Source organism: Galactobacillus timonensis (genome assembly GCF_900240265.1).
In the GTDB taxonomy this organism is placed as follows: domain Bacteria; phylum Bacillota_I; class Bacilli_A; order Erysipelotrichales; family Erysipelotrichaceae; genus Bulleidia; species Bulleidia timonensis.
Genome location: NZ_LT964740.1, coordinates 455,638 through 474,745 on the forward strand (window position 1 = coordinate 455,638; position 19,108 = coordinate 474,745).

Here is a 19,108-nt window from a genome sequence, read left to right on the forward strand (position 1 = left end):
CTGTACGCTTCAAATAGCAACAAGATTCGAGTGAAATAATTAGAAGCAATCACGTTTCTGAAACGGCATGAATGTCTACATCTTCAAGCCGATTAAGAATGATTGGCGCATCTTCGCCCATGTAAGGAAGTGCCCGTATGGTGTTGTAGTTGATCCATTCGGTCGCATCTTCCATGGGCCAGTTCTCTTTTTCCATTAACCAATGAATCATCAGATCGTAATCATAGACGGCTCTGTTATCGTCGGTTACACCGATAAGAGCATCGTCATAGCTATAATCCGTTAAGTATTTCACGTCTTCATAGCCGTTTTCAAGAAGCCGTTCCTCCGCGTTCACAGTTCCTCTCCTGCTCCTTTTCCATGAGTTCTATTGCCTGCCCGTAAGATATTTGTTTCCCGTTGCGGATCAGGTACACATCCGTATCGGATCCATCCTTCAACTGGATGTATCTGTTCACCGCTACATCGATGAACTTCGCCTCCAGCTCCACGCCATAGCAGACGCGTCCCAGCTGCTCGCAGGCAATCAGAGTTGAGGCAGAACCCAGAAACCCGTCCAGCACCAGACCGTTCGTCTGGGTGCACTGCCTGATCAGATAAGCGATCAATGGTACCGGCTTGCTTGAAGGATGTCCGAATCCGTCCTCTTTGCTGTTCTTGATGCGGTCGAACTGAAAAACGGTGACCTGTTTCTGATCACCGTACCATTGATGCTTTCCGTCTTTTCGCCAGCCCCATATGATGGGCTCATGGATGTATTTCCAATCTGTCCGGGTAAGTACCAGCCGGTCCTTCTTCCAGACCAGACCGGCCCCAACCTTAAATCCTGCATCTTCATAGGCATCGTGGAAGATGCGCGCCTTAGCTGTAGCGTAGAACACATAAATCGATGCGTCCTTTGCCATTACATCATGGAAACAGCAGAAGGCCTTTTTTAAGAACTCGTAGCCGTCCTTATCGTTCAGATCGTCATTTTTGATCTTGCCGGATGTACTTTCAAGGTTCACGAGGTAGGGAGGATCGGTGCAGACAAGATTTACACTGTTTCCTTCCAGCAGATGTGTGTATGTGTCTGGATTGGTGGAGTCACCGCAGATCACAGTATGTCTTCCCAGATGCCAGATATCACCGGCTTTGGAAAAACATGGCTTTGCAAGTTCCGTGTCTACATCGAAATCGTCCTGCTCAGCATCTTCATCATCCGGATTGAGATACTTTTCAAGATCGGATTCCTCAAAGCCCAGAAGGGAGAGATCAAACGAGTCGTTCTTCAGATCCGATAATTCGACCGAAAGCATGTCCTCGTCCCATCCCGCGTTTAGCGCCAGCTGGTTGTCGGCGAGAATGTACGCTTTTTTCTGGGCCTCCGTCAGGTTCTCTGCAAACACACAGGGAACCGTTTTATATCCTTCCTCACGGGCCGCCTGAATTCGTCCATGACCCACAAGGATGTTGTAGCCACTATCAATCACGGCAGGAGAAACAAAGCCGAACTCCCGCAGCGATGCGCGAAGCTGAGCGATCTGTTCTTTACTGTGTGTCCGGGCGTTTCTGGCATATGGCACCAGTTTCTCAATCGGGACCTGTTCAAGTTTTACTGTATCCATTTATCGTTCTCTCCTTGAGCGAAGTAACTGCTCCATCGTGTCATTCGGATTTCCTTCGTCATATTCTTCTGTGCAGTTCTGTTTCACAATGTCGAATATCTCCATCCATATCAAATTTGCCGCACGCTGGAACTGGCTTGCCATCTGAACAAACGGTGATGTCACCACGCCTCCGGTAGTCGGGTGCTTACCCAGCAGTCCATACGTGCTGATCGCGTCCTCACATTGGATATAGCGGGCAAAGTTCTGTGCGTAGGATTCAATGAGACGGGGATTGACGAGGTTCTCGCAATGCCGCCGTTTCAGCCATAACCATGTTTCACGGTAAATTTCATCCGCGCCGAGCGGCTTTCCGTTCTTCTGCTTTGCGGACAGGTACTCGCCGGGCTTAGGCATGTCGTTTCCTTCCAGCACTGCGCCTTCCGGAAGATCGACGGCATCGAGCTCGTTGGGATCAAGATCCGGAATGTCGTTGCTCATGACCTGAGCTGTTTTCCCGTTTGCGATCTTTTCCGCTGCCGGTGTGGGCTTACCTCCGGCTTTGATTCTTCGCCCGCCGCGGTAGGTTCCATCTTTTGCCATCGTTTCACTTCCTTTCTAGAGTTGGCGGGGTTTATCCCCCGTTTGAACCCGAAAAAACGCACGCGTGAGGGGACGCCGGTGTTTTCAGAAAGCGCTTTCAGAGATTTTCACCGCCCCTGGGGGCCTGCGGTCGCCAATCTTCTGATGCATCTTCTCGTGACAGGAACGGCAGAGCGACATCAGGTTGCTTTCATCGTTCGTCCCGCCTGCCGAGAGCGGAACGATGTGGTGAACTTCCTCGACTGCGACATAGCGCCCTTGCTTCAGACACTCCTCACAGAAGGGATGTTTCTGAACATACCGCGCGCGAACTGTTCGCCACCGGCTGCCATAGCGCTTGGAACCGTCATAGCCGCGCGTGAAGCTGTCGTAGTGCTCGTCCATCTGCTTCTGATGCTCTGGGCAGTATTGCTTCCCATCCTCACAGAGCTTTCCGCATCCGGGCCAGCGGCATGGTCGTTTTGGTTTCATCGGCATCGCTCCACCTCCTCGTGCATAACAAAAGCCCCGGGGGTTTTGACCTTCGAGGCTTCACTCTATCTTTCTTGCGACTATACCATATCATATATGGCACCCGGACATTTCCGGACATTTCCGGCGCATTTATATAATTGTAGGGTTTTCCGGAACTTTTACATGGGACAACGCGCTGCTGTGCCATCTGCGTATCGTGCGTTCATCAGCAGAAAGCTCATCGCCTATTCGCATCCATGTATAATTCTTCAAATAACGATACGTTAGAATCAACCGTTCATCCATATTGACTACCTGTCCAATTACAGACTCGATCTCGTCCTTAAGCTGCAGGAGAAGACAGAGTTCATCATTTACTCTCTCTTCCTTTTCCCAGATGCGATTTAGCGTTTGTACAAAGGACGCATCATTTGGATGATTTTGATTGTAATGCTCCTCAAAGCCAGGACTGCCAACAGATGCGGCCATTGCTTTCAGATTTTCCAGTTCTTCCGCATCCAGACGGATTCTCTGCTCCAAGCGATACGCCTGATTGAGATAGGACTTTGGCGTCATGCTGCCACCTTCTCCTTTAACCGCTGAATCAAATAATCTGAATCAACACTTGTCAGATCATTGTACAAACTGGAATGGAAGAAACTCTCAAGCCGTATGGCATCTTCCATAGCCATAGCATTACCCGGATTTTTCTTTAGTCTCTTCAGCGCAGACAGGTAATCTTTTGCTGCCTGCGCCACAATGGCAGTCGCAAGATCCTCATATGGATCAAACCCGTGGTTCTTGTTCATATGCAGCCTCCTTGAAATTCTTTTTCGCAACCATGGATTGGCATATGTTTGGCATTAATTTACTCTGATTGTTATTAGGAAAGCCGTGCTTTCACTGCCCGGATCAGATTCTCCTGTGTGGCGTTCTTATCTTCCAGTGCCTTCAGCACGTCTTCATCAATCGTGTCCTTCGTCACGATGTTATGAATGGTTACAACCTCGGTCTGGCCTTGACGGTTGAGTCTCGCGTCTGTTTGCTGCCGCATCTCCAAAGACCAGCAGAGGGAGAACCAGACTAGAATATGACCGCCACGCTGCAGGTTTAAGCCGTGTCCGGCAGATGCAGGAGAAATCAGAGCGACTGGTATCTTTCCTGCATTCCAATCGGCAACATCCTCTGATGATTTAAGGTCCCGTACAGCAATCCCCTTCTCTTTCAGATAATCAATGATGCGCAGGCGATCATGCTGATACCAGTATGCAACCAAGACATTCTGCCCGACCGCTTCTTCAATGAGATCAGTTAACATCTCAAGCTTTCGATCATGAATCCGCATCACATCATGGTTCTCGTTGTAAACAGCACCATTAGCCATTTCAAGTAGTCTGCCGGAAAGAACAGCTGCATTGGCAGCATCAACTTCATTCTCATCAATCGTAAGAACAAGCTCTTTCTTCAATTCCTCGTAGAGTTTCTTTTCTTCCGGGTTCATCTCGACCATGTGATCTACTGTCACGCACTTCGGCAGATCCGGAAGAAAGTCTCTTGCCTTCATAGAAACTGAAATGTCACTAATCTTCTGATAAATCGCATCCTCTGCACCGGGCAACGGAACATAGGTATAGACCACTCCGGTGTAAGGATTCATACTTCCTGCCTTAAAATATGATTCCCGGTACCTGCCGATGAATCTCCCAAGGCGTTTACCCTGATCAATGATGGCCACTTCTCCCCAGAGATCCAGAAGACCGTTACTTGCCGGCGTTCCGGTAAGTCCCCAGATCCGCTTAATGTACGGACGGACTTTGCGGAGTGCCTTATATCGCTGACTCTTGTAGTTCTTGAAGGAACTGAGTTCATCCACCACAACGCAATCGAATGGCCACGGGATTTTGTGTAATTCCAGAAAATCAGTTAGCCACTTCACATTTTCCCGATTAATCACGTAGATATCAGCATCTGCTCTGAGTGCCTTGACTCGCTCTTTACTGCTGCCAATAATCACTGACATCCGCAGATCCTGTGTGTGAAACCAGAGATTCTTTTCTTCTGGCCAGACGTCACGACTAACACGGAGTGGTGCAATCACCAAAGTCTTCCTGACCTCAAAGGAATCAAACATCAGATCTGCAATAGCCGTTAGGCTGATCACTGTTTTTCCAAGTCCCATCTCGAGAATCAACAGGGCTTCCGGATGGTTCTCGACAAACTTCACACAGTATTTTTGATAATCATGCAGGTCTGATCTTGAAAGTTCATTCATCGGCGCTCCCTTCTGATGATTTTCCGTAGTTTTCCTGCAACTTCAGAGATAGCTTTCCGGTCCTGCGCCGGCTCTGCAATGAGAGTCGCAAGCACAGCAGAAACCTCATCCATCTCCTTCATCATCTCTTTATGGTGTGCACGGTCTTCACTGATCAGTTCGTTCAGCTCGTGGATGCATTCTTCGTCGTCACCATGCGCCAATTCAACTTCATTCACCCATTGGATGACGGCCTCCTTCATCTCCCGCCCCATATGTTCTTCGATGAGACGTATCAGATCTTCTTCGTTAAAGATCGTCTCCAGTGATCCATCCTTCAGTTTTATAATCGTACCCATCATCGTTTACCTTCCTTGATCGCAGAAATGATGCCGGGTATCTCTTCCGGATCGTCTAGAACGAATAACTGGAAGCCAAGATTTTGAAGGAGGACATGCCTTCTCAATTGCAACTTTCTAGGCTTTTTGCCGGGTGTCTTTACTTCGACAAATCCGATCATCCCACCCGGCATCAAAACGATACGATCTGGCATGCCAGCCATGCCCGGCGAAACAAACTTTGGTGCCATTCCACCCGCCCTCTCTACCATCACAACTAAGCGATGTTCAATGCTTTTTTCACTCATACCTTCTCCTAAAAGCAGAAAGGTGCAGGTCTCGAAGGTCAACCCTTAAAACCTCTATATAAATATTTTTATGAAAATCCTCTATAGGGACTTTTATATATAGACCTTCTCGACCTGCACCTTTTGATTTAATTCAGAAAATCCTGACCTGATTTGAGCCTCAGCCCATAGATGAGAATCCCGGATTTTGTCTTTTTCCGCCGATATCCTGCCTTTTCCAGATTGCCATAGAAATCTGTTGTGCTCCTTGCGTACTCGCCACTCTGGAAACAGATCGCATGGTACTGCTGGTACAGGTCCCCTGATTTTTCTGAATATGACGGATCAACATCGCAGTACTCGTCGATGAACTGACCAAGCCAGTCATTGTCTTCGCGATACTTATCAACGGCATCCCTGACTGCCTTCGGCTCTTCGATCTTGAATCCTTTCTGAATTGCAATTTTTGCGCCTTCAATGATCCACGAAAGAATTGCCGGACCTGCATGCTCAAAGAGATAGTCAGAGTAATTTTTGATGTCGGAGGTTCCGGTGATTTTTGCGTTGAAGGGAATCACGATCAATCTGCGCCAGGTTCCGTCATCATTGGCTGACACCTTTGGCAGGTAGTTTGTGTAAAGGACTAGCGTATGAGAAGGATCAAAATGAAACGGATCTTTATATTTCTTTTCTGCCTCAATCGGATCAACGCTGCAAAGCTGCTTTACCATGCCGGTGTTGAGTCTCTGCCCTTCCTCTAGCTCTGATGCAATGATCAACCTCTTTCCCTTCAGTTCTGCCATCTCTGGCTTCACGTTTCTCTTGCAGTTCATGGTGAGAGCTTCCGCCGAGATTTTTCCTGAGTAGTTTCCAAGGACTCTTGCAATGGTGTTCCAAAAAGTGGACTTACCATTTGCACCACCGCCGTAAGCAATGATCATTTGCTCTGCATATACACGGCCAACCGCTGCCATACCGACGATCGCCTGTACATAAGCAATCAGCTCCTGATCGCCACAAAAGAACAGATTGAGGTTCTGGATCCACAGCTCCTTCCCTTTTTCTCCCGGAGAACATGCCGTGATCTTAGTGATGAGATCATCCGGATCATGTGAATGACAACCAGAGATACCTTTTGTCAGATCGTAAGTGGCATCTGGCGTGTTTAGAAGTTCAGGATCATAATCAAGCTCAGAAACATCCAGCGCCATCATCGGCTTTGCAGCATTCTGGGTGTTGACAATGTTCTTGTAGTTTCGATATTTCATGACAAACTTCTTGTAAGTGTCTGCTCCAACCAGAGCGTAGAAAAGTCCGACTTTGTTATCAGGGACGGATGCCGCAAGATTTTTGCTTCTAGCTTTGACTTCTTCCTCAGGAATTCCGAGCGCGGTCAGATTCTCTTCCGCAATGCGGATTGCTTCCGTTGCATCGAGAAGCTGATCGTCCATGAAGTTTTCTACAATTCCCAGAGATTTCTGCTTGTCTTCATACCAGCGGTCTCCACCGAAGGCAATGAAGTCAGTAGCGCTCGTAAAACGAAGCTGATTCATGCATTCCTTTGCCAGCACTTTTGCTTCACCAATATCGGAGTAATCTTCCGGCTTCAAAAAGCAGGTGCCAAAGGTATCTTCATACTCGTCCGGCGGAACGTAGCCTTCGCTTCTCTCCACCTTGTTCTTGTAAAACTTTAGAGCGCTATGCCAAATGGTGCGCAGCTCTTTCGCGAGCAACGGAGGATCGCATTTACCGGCGCGCTCCAGATAAGCCTCATAGGCTTTTTCCGTTGGTCCGAAACGCTTTAACACCCTGCCGGCAAAGTGAGACATCGTATTGTTACGACTGCCTTCCGGAATAGATCCGCCAGTATATAAAGGTTCCTCCACTTCTTCTGCATCCGGCTTCTCTGGAAGGATCTCATCAATCGTAAGCGCGCCTTCATGCCAGAACACATCTTCCGGATTTACCTTCGTTCCATATAGAAAGCGAGCAGCATCCAGAGCCTTTGAGTCAAAAAACGGAAACTGCTGCATTCCAGCCTTCTTTAGTGACGCAAAAGCAGCGGAATCAGAGCAGATCGTGATTGGTGCAATTAAATGAAATCTCGGCCGAGGGGAGAAATTCTCTTTCCGCAGCATGTTATGCCTGCTTGGAGACGCCGCAAAGGAAACGTCAGCAAGTGCCCCCTTGGCCAGTTTCTCCGGGGTCACCCAGTCATCCGGATTTTCCGAAAAGTCGTTGTCACAGTCCCAGACGATCGCATCAGCGGAAAGGAAGTTGTCATTCGAGCGATAGTTACCCTTGTAAGCGGCTGTCACATGATCCCGTGCAACTGCTGATGCAAATTCCTCTGGGCTATTGATGATGACTTTATGGGGATAGAGGCAGTTAGCCTCATTTCCTGTGCAATCAGCGGTATACAGCGTAAACTTCATCATCAGTCATGAACCTCTCGTGATTCCTCCTCGAGCACTTTGGTAATAAACTTGAGCGCCTTGATCATGGTCTCCAGTTCGCAATCACCACCGAGCGCAACTTCAAATCCCGTTGCGTGTCCATAGCGATCATGGAAAACATGAACGTCCATATCGGTGCATGCCTCATCACAAATCCGGAAATAGGTCCTGCCACCGTTACCTGTATCTCCACCCCGATATCCAGTGGTCCCGGCTTCTACTTCGAGGATATTGGCACTCACAACTTCTCTTGTGAATGTACGCATCGTTTCCCCGCGATCGGTGCGTTCTCTTTCTTTCACCTCGTACATTAAAATGTCTCCTTTGAAAAGCACTTCACCATCACGCTTTTCTTTTTTGCATTGCTAATCTCTGCAGTCATACGACCATTAATTCCGTCTCGGAATACGAATTTTTGTTGATCACGCATCGCTATTTCCTCGCTTTCTAAAGGCCATTAGCCCTTCTAAGTCACAGTCAAAAAAAGCGGAGGTTTGTTAACCCACCGCCTGTAACTTTTTGAACATTAATTATTGGGCTGAAACGCTGACACTAACCTCTTTGTTTAATCCTTCATATAGAAGTTGCACTCGTAGCCATCTGCACGAAGAAGCAATCCAGGAACCCAGGGTGGTGTTCTGCCCATTTGCTTGCAAATCGCATCTACTGCCACATCTTTACCACACTCGATTACAAGTTCGTCATGAATATGAGCGACGATATTACAATCTCGAAGTGTCCGCATTGCATAGCAGAGGATATCCCTGCAAATTGCCTGAGTAATATTCTCAACAATCTTTCCGCCGAAAGATTCGATCCGATTCCAGTGTTTGGTACTATCCAGTCCCAAATAAGTGATCGATTCTCCGCCAAAGCGATTCTCCCCTATCTGTGGTTTTACGTAGGATAGGTGTCGTCCTGACGGCAGCTCAACAAATAACATGCCAGAGCGATACACAAAACGGATACCATGCGTTTCCACACTGCCATGACCTTTGATCACGGTTCTAACAGCCGCGTCCGCGTCGTACCAAAGCTGAACGATATTGGGATTTGCAGCTCTCCAAGAATCCACAATGGGTTGCAGTTCTTCCTCCCTTAACCCCATATCCAGAGCACCCATCGCCTTAAGCGCTCCGACACTGCCGCCATAACCACAGGCCAGCGTTGCTATTTTCCCTTTTTGTCTCAAATCGCCGTTGATGCCATGCTTTACAACCGGCACGCCGAACATGGCGGATGCTGTTGCGCAGTACAAATCCTCGCCTCGGGCAAAAGAGTCGATCGTATGCTGCTCACCCGCTAGATATGCCAATGCTCTTGCCTCAATGCTAGAATAGTCGGCAACAACAAACTTCATTCCCTCTCTTGGCACAAGGGCTGTACGAATCAGCTCCGATAGAACCTGCGGAATGTTGTCGTAGAGCATATCCAGTGATTCTATATCGCCGATTCTAACAAGATCTCGTGCCTGCTCAAGGTCAGGAATGGAGTTTCGAACGAGATTCTGAAGCTGAACAATGCGTCCTGCAAACCGTCCCGATCTCGATGCGCCATAAAACATGAACATGCCGCGAATCCGATCATCGCTACAGACAGCATTCTCCATCGCTTGATATTTTTTCACTGAGGACTTTGCTGTCATCTGCCGGAGCCGCAATACTTCCTTCACCTCTCCACCTGCCGACTTCCGCAGTTCTTCTACATGCTTTTTATCTAGTGAATTTGCATCGACTCCGTGACTTTCAAGCCAGTCAAGCATCTGTACCACACTATTCGGATTGTCGAGATGCGTGATCTCTTTCATTCTCCCAAGCAGCTTCTCTCTTGTTTGAGAATCAATGGAGATAGCATTCCCCACTAGTTTTCGGTCTATGCGTACGCCTCGATCGTTAATTTGCTGATCGATCCAGTACTCTTCCCAAACGCTCTCTGGTACGGGAAACTTGTGCAGTCGTCGTTGAATCTGCATCTCCACCTCTACATCTCTCTTGTTGTACGCCTTAAATGCTGCCCACTTCTCAGGAGCATGCGATGGTAGATTCCTTGTCCTTCCGCCGTTTGTCTTTGTCGGTCGACAAGGCTTACAAAAATAGGCGATCAAGTCTTTGCCTTCGGTCATCTTCTGTTTTTCGAACCCGAGGACAGCGCCTGCTCCGGCAAGTGACATCGGAAGCCCCATATAGGCAGACCACACCATGGAACAGTACCAGCCCTCCGGGTTAAGGTACTTACTACATGGGTCATCCGGAGCACTGTATCCAACGAAATAATCCGGGTGTACTCTTTGTAACCACACCGAAATGCACACCCTTTCAAAGTTTGCATGAAAGGCCCATTTTCTAACAGCCGGATCCGTTAATGCCCTGAGAATATCTTTTGGCAGCTGATCTCCCGAAGCAATATCGTAAACTACAACATCACCGCTATTGATGGATACGCCAAACAGTAATATTTCAAAATCAGTGCTTTCCGCATACTTATACACAGAGCACTTTCCAATATCGACGCTGCTAAACGTCTCAAGGTCAATGCTCATGGTTTCGATCTTTTCCATAAGTCCCTCCAATACAAAGACAGAGCGGAGAATCACCTCCGCCCCATCCACCAATCAGATCAGTGTTCAGCCTTTTCGCTCTGTTCTTTTCTCTCCTGGGCTAACCGATCCTTATGGTCATTGACCATCACAGTGATGATCCAGACAATTTCGACAGCCATAAGAACAATAAAGAAGCAATACAGAATGCTTTCAAGCAGTACATTCATATTCATAGGTTTACCTTTCTGCAAGCGGAGGTTTTCCCACCCCCAGCCTTACCCCGTTTGATTTGCTAAGCAAGGAAATCGTCGTCATCATCAGTAGCAGCAAAGTCATCCTCGGCACTACTACGGCTACCCAGCGGTTCCCCATCTTTAATCTTCTGAAGATTCCCAAGGCCGCAAGCAATCCCACGATTTCCATTGCTGTTGAAGGCGTAAAAATTGACACTCGCTCGACCATAAACGCCTGAGTAAACTTCGCTGTGATCGATGATTTCCTGACGATTTGCATCGACAATCTGCGGTGCATTATTACTATTGGCGTTGATGAAGAAAGAGTTTGCATACGCCGGATCATCCGGTCTTTCCGCATCTCCATCACGCAGCGGAAGCTTGATTGCTGACATAGCAGGCACGCTCTTGCCGTTGCCTTTCAGCTTGCTTTCGCCTTCTTCATAGGCTGCCTTGATGGCGGCACGAACCCTTGCCACAGTCTTTTCATCATCCTTCGGAATAATGAAGGATACGCTGTACTTCGGTTTTGAACCGTTGATACTCTTCGGTTCCCACGCGTTGCAATAGCTCCATCTTGTTCTCGGGCCCAGAATGACCTTTGTCGGAATAGTGTTCTTTGTCATAGTGATTCATCCTCCTTGAATTCTTCTTTCGCTGTTTCGATATCCAGTTCCGGTCTTTTATCGCTTTCCGGTACAAGCGTCGGTTTTCCTGCAGGCTTTTCAACCAGCCTGCCAAGCAACTCATTGAACTGCTTTCTACCAAGTTCCGAAGTCAAGGTAGTGATACCTTTGATTTTCTTTTCGTAAGGGTCGTATCCAGCGGCTTCGACGGCAGCAGCTACAGCTTTCTCGTCCGTATACCGTCGAATGGATCTACCTTCCACAAGTTTCCAGTGATCAAAGTGTTTTCCGCTAAGAGCCTGCTTCAGAGCATATTCTTTGATGTCCGTTGCCCAGGCCGTCAGTTCATCGATTCTTGAAAGGATCTCCGCAATTTCTGCATCATCAAGATGAACTGGATCTTGGAAGTCATACTGGGCTAATTCCAGGTTGTATCTGGCTCTTTCCCGACAATCCTTTACTCGACAGAATTTGCAATGTTCTCCTGCTTTCAGCGCACCGTCGCCACGGAAAGCAAGCTGGGCAGCCGGTTTCAAAACCTCGTCACCCCACCTCAGGAGTTCTTCCTTGGTCATTTCGTTGATGCTGATATTAGCTAGTCTTGGCTGGAAGATCGCCATACGCACGCGCTGGATGTCATAGACACCATCAAACATTGCAATGCATCCAAGTCCATAGCATTTAAGCTGTGGTGATGTGGCCTCTACCTTCACGCCTTTGCCGTGTTTGTAATCGCAAATAACCAGAAGATCATCACCGGCAATCAGCGCATCTGCGGTTCCGAACCCTTGCGGGATCCAGTCTGAAAGATCGAGTTGCTGTTCCACCAGAACGGTCGGATCCTTACAATATTTCTTCACCTCTGCGATTTGCTCCATAACAAATGCGGCATAATCCTGTGCGCACATCTCCATTTCGCCGTCGTACCAAGTGAGATCCTTCGTCGGGTCACGGACCCTTACACCGAGTGCCTGCTTCAGGTGATGTTCGCAAAGCGTATGTGCGTCCGTCCCCTGCTGAGCATATTCGGATGGCGCTTCTCCAGCTTCAAGATTCAGCAGTGCTGATGGCGGACAAGGAATCCACCTTGGACTTGCGGAAGCAGGAAGCTTTGCATGTACCTCAGGCATCGCCGATACCTCTAGCTTCTTCGATCAGGGTTTCATACTCTGACGGATTAATATCTGAGAGTCTTTCAACTCCGTGCTTTGTCAGAAGTTCCTTCACTTCAGCCCTGTGTCCTTTACGAGATTTATCTGCCAGAACAGCGCGAACATCTTCAAGCGAGATCTTCTGTTCTTTTTTTGCTTCCGTCTTATTCAATTCCGGTGCTGACTTGGGCTTTTCGATCAACATACCTTCTTCAGTAAGTTTCTCGATTTCTGATGCAACAGCCTTCAGATGATCTGCAATACTGAGCAGAACTTCTTTATTCATTGTCATTGGCTGCCTCCTTTCCTAATTCATGAACTTCGATTGACTCAATTGACTGTCCCGGTTTCAATACCAGAACCGTGGCTGCATCCCCGAAGAGGAAGTGAATAATCTTTTGCGGAAGCCTACGCGTTCCGGCGTGCATGACGTTCATATTCCCGCCTCCGGGATCCACCACGTTGATGCTGACTCTGTGTTTCAGTCCCATCATTTGCTCCTTTCTGTAAGGGCGTTTCCCTTACATGTCCCAGTCAAAGAAACAGATGGTTTGTTAACTCAGGTCAGAAGTATTTCTTGATTTTCTCTTCCAGACGGTTAACCCGTTGCGTGATATTGGCGCGGCTCGTGTGGTACTTCTCAGCAATCTCCGCCTTGGAGTATTCCTTGATGTAATAGAGCTCATACAGATCAATCTGATCATTTGGAAACGTAGCAACGACCTCATGGATACTTTCGATAGCTAGTCTCTTCTTCAGATCTGGTTCTTTTGACAGATCGGAAAGTCCACGGAATTTATCACCGTAGCCACCCTCGTCTTCATTTGCAGTCATCTGGTCGAGAGAAAGATTCCAGTTCTTTGCTGGTTCCTCTCCGGGATGACTGTTCTTCCATTCCTCGATTGCCTTCTTCTGCCAATCCTCAACTGGAGGACGGGTATTCTTGATGTTGTTGTAGACTTCTGCATCATCCAACGCGTGAAGCATCTTGATGTCGAGTTCTGTAACACCGTCCTTTCCGGGATAAATGGTTACCCTTGTCCCGTCATTTGATTCATATGTGTACGTGCTGCGCTCATTTGACTTTGTTTTTCTCAATTTCATCTTTTTGCCTTTCCGCTGAGTGCCTGCGGCGGGGGCAAAAAGAAAGACCAGTGGTTACGCAATCCACCGGTCAGCATCTGGGCATGCCAAAGTACGGTGGAAGCATAAGAGAGTAGAGATCTCCTGATAGAGATTTCTGGCTTTCTTTATGCATCCCGCCGTCTTATGGCCATCTCAGACTTTGAGATTTATTTGGGCTTTGAACACCCAGATGGCATCACAACTACTTGTGGTGTCATCTCGATGCTCAATGATTGAAACTTCAGTTTTCCGGGCGCTATTTCACTACGTCTATTGCCTTTTTCCTTAAAACATTCATGCATTGAATTGATTGGATCATGCGATGTCTCCAACGCATCCAATAACATCGAGAAATGATTTTTCCCGTGTAGCTTTGTAGGCTCTCTGCACTCGTTTAAGATTACTTGGAACCATCAAACATGTCGTCGAACTGTCAGTTCGTGTTTCGGGCAAAAAAAAGGCTTCACAACCACATCAAATTAATGATGCAGGCCATGAAGCCTTAGAATATATCCACAATTTTTAACGAACTGTCAGTTCGACTTTTCTTCAAAATTATCAATTATTTTTTCATCACATCCCCATTCTGGGTAACCTTGCTTCCGCAAACGAGCATTAACGACTTTCAAAGATTCACGAAAGTGATAATGCAGGATAACCTGAGCATTCAATCCCTCTTTTGTTTGTGGATATTTACCTACTGCTTTTGCAATCATGTCATCGCTAAAAACCGGGTGAAGATGCATACCTTGGCACAGAGCACATACCGTTTCGAACTGAATATTCACATTTTGATGTCGTAATTTTCCGATATAGTCTTTGCTGATTCCCGTCCGGAAAGATAACTCTTCATTTGTCATCTTCTTGCCATTTTCTTTTTTCACTCGTTTCATATGAGCATTGAATGTCCCATAGAATGATCCTGGCAGTGTGTCTAGTTGCTCCAGAACAGACTCATAACTCTCGTCCAGCTCTCTCAGATTTTTCTCCTGATCCTTAACTGACTGATTGCATTCATATTCAATATCACGCGTTTCAGAGAAATCCGCCGAATTGATATCCCGGCTGAGAAAACATTCGTTATAGTACTCTGTGTACGCATTTTCCTGAGTGTAATGCCGAGTGAATTTTAAACAGCATTCATCTACATGATTTCGAGCATATTCTGTAAGTTCAAACCCTTCTGGGCAAGAAGGATCATCCGTCCTTTGAACGTACAGCGGATCCTTAATACAGACAAGGCAACCAGTATAAATAAATCTTTTACTATCAATCAGCTCACGGAATTTCGGGTCACTGTTATACAGCCTGGTACCATTTCTGTTATCCAGAATGAAGGTTTGATAATCACCCAGTGCATCTGTTTGAAACGTAAACGGCTCTCGTTTATATCCTTTGACGCGAATGAAGGCCCCTTCTGCTTGTTTATAACCTAGCTGGAGAGCTCGGAGTTTTGCCTCATATTTGGTAACTTTAAAAACGCCAGCAATCTGTGAGAGCGCCTCCTCCATAATCTGTCCTTCGGATGCTCCACTTCCTTCCAACATTTCTCGATTTTCTTGAAGCATCTTTGGAAAATAGTCAGTGAAAATCCAACGTGGCATCAGATATCGTGGAGCAAGAGCATTTGCTTGCCACTCTGCCCACCAGCGTGCTTTTGCAAGTCCTTCTAAATTTTCCGGTGAATCAACTGGCGATGATTCGCAATGAAGTGATTTCTCGTCTTGATTAAGCAAAGAAATAATCTCAAAGAATTTATCGTGCTTATCCCAATGCACTATTTCATGAGAAATGGTATCAGCTTGGCTTCCATACCCACGAATAAAAAAATGGTCACGGCTAATAAGCATAGTTCCCGGGTCAATAACTCGCTGTACTGTAGTTCTTTTGGGGAGCCTTTCTCCTGGACTCGTGATAAATTCTTCTACTGACTCTACCTGTTTTCTGAAATACATCCGCCCCATTTCACCTTGTGGAAGGTCAGCAACATAACACTTCAACCCCATCTCCTTGAGGATCTGTTTCAAAGGTGAATTCCAACCGTTATATTGTTCTTTGTCACAGCAGAACCGCGTAAAATCATCAGCGATATCCTCGAGTTGCTCTGATTTAATGTAAGGCAACATGTATGCATCTAAGGCGTTTTCGATATCAAATTTACCGTTGTAGTATTCATCAACATTAATGACTTCTTCGTGATGAAGACCATTCTGAAGAACTGCTTCCATGTAGACGGTAAACCATCGCGTTTTTCTTCCGGCTTCTACCTTAGATGTCCCCAGGCTCTGCATTACAATGTCGGCTTTAACATGTACATCAATTTCCACTTTTGGTCCAAGGACTTCATGACAAGATAGGCTCATTACCTGCATGTTCTCAATTTTTTGATCCAGCAGAGAGACTACCCCATATGCATGAAATCCCTGGCCATCGTGACGCTCATCGATGTATTTCTGGATTTTTTCCTGAAGCAGATCACCGTAATTTACTTGGATATAAGACTTGAAATCCTTATACACAGGCAATCACCATTCCCAGCATTAGTAGTACTCCTCGATGTAGCTGTATGCCTTATCAAAGACTTCCTTGTCCTTGATCTTATACTTGATCCAAACAACGCTTCGGAGTGCCTTCTTTATCTCCTGCTGGCCAGTTGTTGTATTCTGCCACCCATCAAAGCGGACAATCTTTACAATATCGTCGATATCATTGACAACACGTTCCACAATAACAGGTGTGTTGTTGTTCTTTACCCCATTGAAGAGCTCCGTCAAAGCAGCTTTTCCCTTGTCGATCTCTTCCTTTGGAACAACCTCTTTCTCGGCCTGAGCAGCTTCTTTCGCTAGTTCCAGTAACATCTTAAGGAACTCAATGCTATTAATAAGTCCCTGTTCATGCTGTTCACGTAGTCTTTCAAGCCGATCGCCAAGCTTCTCAAACTTGGGATCATTACTGTGTTTCTGAATTTTTGCAACCAGATCTATTTCCACTCGCTTTGCTGCATTTTCTGTTCCGTGGCTCTTATTAATGAAATCATCGATCAGATCCGGATCCAGAGAAATAATTTCTTCATCCTCATGAACTTCGCCAACCGTCAGATTCTCATTGACGATGTTTAGTGTCTTTGGCCCAAGTGCTGCCCAGATTAATCCGCCGCTACCATCAGTAGGTTTAATGGATTCGTATACGTTTGTCAGCCAAGTGTAATCTACCTTCATCGGCTCTAGTATCGGATCAGGCGAAACAGCGTTCCATGCGCGGTTCAATACCTGATAATCCGCAGCAAACTTATCTTTCATGTCATTCGTAGGAAGACACTCCTGTGCTGCCATTAAGCCTTCCCAGCCAGTTACCGTTCTATCGATTCCCATAAAATAACTCAGACACTTGCGCAGGAGCGCAGGAACCTGTTTCTTCACTTCTTCAATATTAGTAATGACTTTCTTCATGCTGCCTTCATCGAAATTCAGTGCTTTGGCAACATTATCGAAGATACCAATATAATCTACGATCAGTCCAAATGTCTTGCCTTCATCATAGGTGCGGTTCGTGCGACAAATGGCCTGCAGAAGAGTATGGTCCTTCATCGGTTTGTCCAAATACATGCATTGCAAAATCGGTGCATCAAATCCGGTGAGGAGCTTTGCCGTAACGATGACAATCTCTAACGGGTCATTAGGATCCCGGAAGCGATCGAGCACCTTTGCTTCCTCATCCTTAGTGCGCTTATATGCCTTGTACACATCTGCCTTGTCGTCATTGGTATCCATGACGATCGTCGAGCATTTAGGTCCAAGGAGCTTATCAAGCTCTTCCTTATACTTAATACAGCAAGGGCGGTCATATACAACAACCTCCGCTTTATAGCCGTTCGGCCTAACCTTTTCAGTAAAGTGCTTTGCAATATGAGCACAAACCTTGTGAATTCTCGCCGGATTGTACATGATGGCCTTCATATTTACATGCTTTGAAAGCTCAGCTTTTTGTGTATCAGAAAGATCATCCGTGAGTACATCAAATTCACGATCCATCGTGTCCTTGTCCACTTTAAGATCGATCGGAACCGGCTCAAAATGAAGCGGAAGTGTCGCATGGTCACGAATAGAATCTGAAAATGAGTACTTGCTCATGTATCCACTGCGATCTTCGATTGCCCCGAATGTAACAAATGTATTTTTATCGATACGGTTAATAGGTGTGCCAGTCAGACCAAAGAAGAATGCATTCGGCAGAGCAGTTCTCATTTTGATGCCAAGATCGCCCTCTTGGGTACGGTGACACTCATCAACAAGCACGATGATGTTATCTCTTGCGCTAAGTTCGCCATCAACTTCCTGAAAGCGGAAAATTGTTGTGATGATAATCTTCCTGATGTCCTGACGGAGCATCGTCATGAGCTGATCTCTTGTTGAAGCTGATTCCAAATTACCAACAGCAGAAGAATGGAACTGTGCAGTAATCTGAGACTCAAGGTCAAGGCGGTCATCAACAATAATGACTGTAGGATTTTTCAGATCTGGCAGCATACGAAGCTTCACTGCAGCAAATTCCATAAGGTAGGATTTACCAGATCCCTGGAAATGCCATATCAAGCCTCTCTTGGGATAACCAGTGCGGACACGATCTATGATCATGTTGGCTCCCTCATACTGCTGATACCTGGCAATCACCTTGAATTTTCTATACTTGCTATCTGTCGTATATAGAGTGAAGAACTGAAACAGGTCCATCACCTTGGCAGGTGTAACCATATCGGACACACTGACATTTACTGCAGCCAGACTACCATCCGATTTATCTTCGTTCGTATGCCAAGGCCCCCACTTCTGAGCAGGCATACAAACAGACCCATAGCGATAGCACTTTCCCTCAGTCGCAAAATTGAAGACATTTGTCACGAACATCTTAGGAATACTCTGCTCATACTTGTTTATGTCCTGAGCTCCATCTAACCATGTAATTGCTGCCCGGACAGGGGTCTTCAGCTCGCCAATAACGAAAGGAAAACCATTCACAAGAAGGACAACATCTAGACGTTTGCCGCTTTCCTTCTGGGGATAAACCCATTGATTTGTGACAACATACTCGTTCTTATCGAGCTTTCCGTTAATTTCCGTGCCAAACAGGTCAATAGACACGGACTTCCCATTTTTACCAAACGGGAAAGAGTTCGTTTCAAATACCAGCTTCTTAAACTCTTCATTCTGAGAGACAAGATTGCGGCTATTAGTCTTGTTGATCAGTGTTCTTATTTTAGTAATGACATCATCGGCGCGAGATTCATCTTCTGCGATTTCAGGATTGAGACGAATTAAGGCGTTTTTTACCATTGGCTCTACCATAACATCGTCATAAGAGCGTTCAAGGTTCTCAGCCGGAATATATTTCCAGCCATTTTTCTGAAGAGAGGAAATCAGCATCTGTTCAGTTGTATTATCTTCATTAAACATAATCATGTAC

20 protein-coding genes are annotated in these 19,108 nt (G+C 46.5%); all 20 read right to left on the reverse strand.

All coding sequences use genetic code 11. From position 1 onward, the window contains the following. Positions 1-49: 49 nt before the first annotated feature. Positions 50-337, reverse strand: a complete 288-nt coding sequence (locus C1714_RS12710) for a hypothetical protein (RefSeq protein WP_102343576.1) — start codon at positions 335-337, stop codon at positions 50-52. After that, positions 312-1,607: a site-specific DNA-methyltransferase gene (locus C1714_RS12715; protein WP_102343577.1), complete on the reverse strand. Its 1,296-nt coding sequence runs from the start codon at positions 1,605-1,607 to the stop codon at positions 312-314. The genes C1714_RS12710 and C1714_RS12715 overlap by 26 nt, the downstream gene beginning before the upstream one ends. Further along, positions 1,608-2,189, reverse strand: a complete 582-nt coding sequence (locus C1714_RS12720) for a P27 family phage terminase small subunit (RefSeq protein WP_102343578.1) — start codon at positions 2,187-2,189, stop codon at positions 1,608-1,610. An 84-nt stretch (positions 2,190-2,273) separates the two neighbouring features. Continuing rightward, positions 2,274-2,666, reverse strand: coding sequence for an HNH endonuclease (locus tag C1714_RS12725; protein ID WP_102343579.1), 393 nt, complete (start codon positions 2,664-2,666; stop codon positions 2,274-2,276). Positions 2,667-2,792: 126 nt separating this feature from the next. Continuing rightward, on the reverse strand, positions 2,793-3,218 hold the full coding sequence (locus C1714_RS14505; RefSeq protein WP_102343580.1) for an RNA polymerase sigma factor sigma-70 region 4 domain-containing protein: 426 nt from the start codon (positions 3,216-3,218) through the stop codon (positions 2,793-2,795). Then, positions 3,215-3,451, reverse strand: a complete 237-nt coding sequence (locus C1714_RS12735) for a hypothetical protein (RefSeq protein WP_102343581.1) — start codon at positions 3,449-3,451, stop codon at positions 3,215-3,217. The genes C1714_RS14505 and C1714_RS12735 overlap by 4 nt, the downstream gene beginning before the upstream one ends. 74 nt (positions 3,452-3,525) lie before the next feature. Then, positions 3,526-4,914, reverse strand: a complete 1,389-nt coding sequence (locus tag C1714_RS12740) for a DEAD/DEAH box helicase (RefSeq protein WP_102343582.1) — start codon at positions 4,912-4,914, stop codon at positions 3,526-3,528. After that, positions 4,911-5,255: a hypothetical protein gene (locus C1714_RS12745; RefSeq protein WP_102343583.1), complete on the reverse strand. Its 345-nt coding sequence runs from the start codon at positions 5,253-5,255 to the stop codon at positions 4,911-4,913. Before C1714_RS12745 ends, C1714_RS12740 begins: the two co-directional genes overlap by 4 nt. Then, positions 5,252-5,539, reverse strand: a complete 288-nt coding sequence (locus C1714_RS12750; protein WP_102343584.1) for a VRR-NUC domain-containing protein — start codon at positions 5,537-5,539, stop codon at positions 5,252-5,254. The genes C1714_RS12745 and C1714_RS12750 overlap by 4 nt, the downstream gene beginning before the upstream one ends. A 128-nt stretch (positions 5,540-5,667) precedes the next feature. Continuing rightward, a complete protein-coding gene (locus C1714_RS12755; RefSeq protein ID WP_210115347.1) occupies positions 5,668-7,956 on the reverse strand; it encodes a phage/plasmid primase, P4 family in 2,289 nt (762 codons plus the stop codon). Further along, entirely contained in the window at positions 7,956-8,285 is a 330-nt protein-coding gene (locus tag C1714_RS12760) for a hypothetical protein (protein WP_102343585.1), read from the reverse strand. Before C1714_RS12760 ends, C1714_RS12755 begins: the two co-directional genes overlap by 1 nt. 254 nt (positions 8,286-8,539) lie before the next feature. Continuing rightward, the gene (locus C1714_RS12765) at positions 8,540-10,531 is read right to left on the reverse strand and encodes a DNA polymerase (RefSeq protein WP_102343586.1); all 1,992 of its coding nucleotides are present in this window, start codon (positions 10,529-10,531) and stop codon (positions 8,540-8,542) included. Between the two features lie 59 nt (positions 10,532-10,590). After that, complete coding sequence (locus C1714_RS14155) at positions 10,591-10,740, reverse strand: hypothetical protein (protein WP_210115348.1); 150 nt, start codon at positions 10,738-10,740, stop codon at positions 10,591-10,593. A gap of 65 nt (positions 10,741-10,805) precedes the next feature. Further along, positions 10,806-11,372: a DUF2815 family protein gene (locus C1714_RS12770; protein WP_210115349.1), complete on the reverse strand. Its 567-nt coding sequence runs from the start codon at positions 11,370-11,372 to the stop codon at positions 10,806-10,808. Further along, positions 11,369-12,502: a DUF2800 domain-containing protein gene (locus C1714_RS12775; RefSeq protein WP_102343588.1), complete on the reverse strand. Its 1,134-nt coding sequence runs from the start codon at positions 12,500-12,502 to the stop codon at positions 11,369-11,371. The genes C1714_RS12770 and C1714_RS12775 overlap by 4 nt, the downstream gene beginning before the upstream one ends. Next, a complete protein-coding gene (locus tag C1714_RS12780; RefSeq protein ID WP_102343589.1) occupies positions 12,495-12,815 on the reverse strand; it encodes a hypothetical protein in 321 nt (106 codons plus the stop codon). Before C1714_RS12780 ends, C1714_RS12775 begins: the two co-directional genes overlap by 8 nt. Further along, a complete protein-coding gene (locus tag C1714_RS12785; RefSeq protein ID WP_102343590.1) occupies positions 12,802-13,014 on the reverse strand; it encodes a hypothetical protein in 213 nt (70 codons plus the stop codon). Before C1714_RS12785 ends, C1714_RS12780 begins: the two co-directional genes overlap by 14 nt. Positions 13,015-13,087: 73 nt before the next feature. Beyond that, the gene (locus C1714_RS12790; RefSeq protein WP_102343591.1) at positions 13,088-13,627 is read right to left on the reverse strand and encodes a sigma-70 RNA polymerase sigma factor region 4 domain-containing protein; all 540 of its coding nucleotides are present in this window, start codon (positions 13,625-13,627) and stop codon (positions 13,088-13,090) included. A 554-nt stretch (positions 13,628-14,181) separates the two neighbouring features. Beyond that, positions 14,182-16,167: an ImmA/IrrE family metallo-endopeptidase gene (locus tag C1714_RS12795; protein ID WP_135567950.1), complete on the reverse strand. Its 1,986-nt coding sequence runs from the start codon at positions 16,165-16,167 to the stop codon at positions 14,182-14,184. A 21-nt stretch (positions 16,168-16,188) separates the two neighbouring features. Next, entirely contained in the window at positions 16,189-19,098 is a 2,910-nt protein-coding gene (locus tag C1714_RS12800; protein WP_102343593.1) for a type I restriction endonuclease subunit R, read from the reverse strand. Positions 19,099-19,108: the final 10 nt, after the last annotated feature.

Bases quoted from the DNA above. Each gene is read 5' to 3' on its own strand.
- C1714_RS12715 (WP_102343577.1), bottom strand. From the start codon at position 1,607: ATGGATACAGTAAAACTTGAACAGGTCCCGATTGAGAAACTGGTGCCA.
- C1714_RS12720 (WP_102343578.1), bottom strand. From the start codon at position 2,189: ATGGCAAAAGATGGAACCTACCGCGGCGGGCGAAGAATCAAAGCCGGA.
- C1714_RS12725 (WP_102343579.1), bottom strand. From the start codon at position 2,666: ATGCCGATGAAACCAAAACGACCATGCCGCTGGCCCGGATGCGGAAAG.
- C1714_RS14505 (WP_102343580.1), bottom strand. From the start codon at position 3,218: ATGACGCCAAAGTCCTATCTCAATCAGGCGTATCGCTTGGAGCAGAGA.
- C1714_RS12735 (WP_102343581.1), bottom strand. From the start codon at position 3,451: ATGAACAAGAACCACGGGTTTGATCCATATGAGGATCTTGCGACTGCC.
- C1714_RS12740 (WP_102343582.1), bottom strand. From the start codon at position 4,914: ATGAATGAACTTTCAAGATCAGACCTGCATGATTATCAAAAATACTGT.
- C1714_RS12745 (WP_102343583.1), bottom strand. From the start codon at position 5,255: ATGATGGGTACGATTATAAAACTGAAGGATGGATCACTGGAGACGATC.
- C1714_RS12750 (WP_102343584.1), bottom strand. From the start codon at position 5,539: ATGAGTGAAAAAAGCATTGAACATCGCTTAGTTGTGATGGTAGAGAGG.
- C1714_RS12755 (WP_210115347.1), bottom strand. From the start codon at position 7,956: ATGATGAAGTTTACGCTGTATACCGCTGATTGCACAGGAAATGAGGCT.
- C1714_RS12760 (WP_102343585.1), bottom strand. From the start codon at position 8,285: ATGTACGAGGTGAAAGAAAGAGAACGCACCGATCGCGGGGAAACGATG.
- C1714_RS12765 (WP_102343586.1), bottom strand. From the start codon at position 10,531: ATGGAAAAGATCGAAACCATGAGCATTGACCTTGAGACGTTTAGCAGC.
- C1714_RS14155 (WP_210115348.1), bottom strand. From the start codon at position 10,740: ATGAATGTACTGCTTGAAAGCATTCTGTATTGCTTCTTTATTGTTCTT.
- C1714_RS12770 (WP_210115349.1), bottom strand. From the start codon at position 11,372: ATGACAAAGAACACTATTCCGACAAAGGTCATTCTGGGCCCGAGAACA.
- C1714_RS12775 (WP_102343588.1), bottom strand. From the start codon at position 12,502: ATGCCTGAGGTACATGCAAAGCTTCCTGCTTCCGCAAGTCCAAGGTGG.
- C1714_RS12780 (WP_102343589.1), bottom strand. From the start codon at position 12,815: ATGACAATGAATAAAGAAGTTCTGCTCAGTATTGCAGATCATCTGAAG.
- C1714_RS12785 (WP_102343590.1), bottom strand. From the start codon at position 13,014: ATGGGACTGAAACACAGAGTCAGCATCAACGTGGTGGATCCCGGAGGC.
- C1714_RS12790 (WP_102343591.1), bottom strand. From the start codon at position 13,627: ATGAAATTGAGAAAAACAAAGTCAAATGAGCGCAGCACGTACACATAT.
- C1714_RS12800 (WP_102343593.1), bottom strand. From the start codon at position 19,098: ATGTTTAATGAAGATAATACAACTGAACAGATGCTGATTTCCTCTCTT.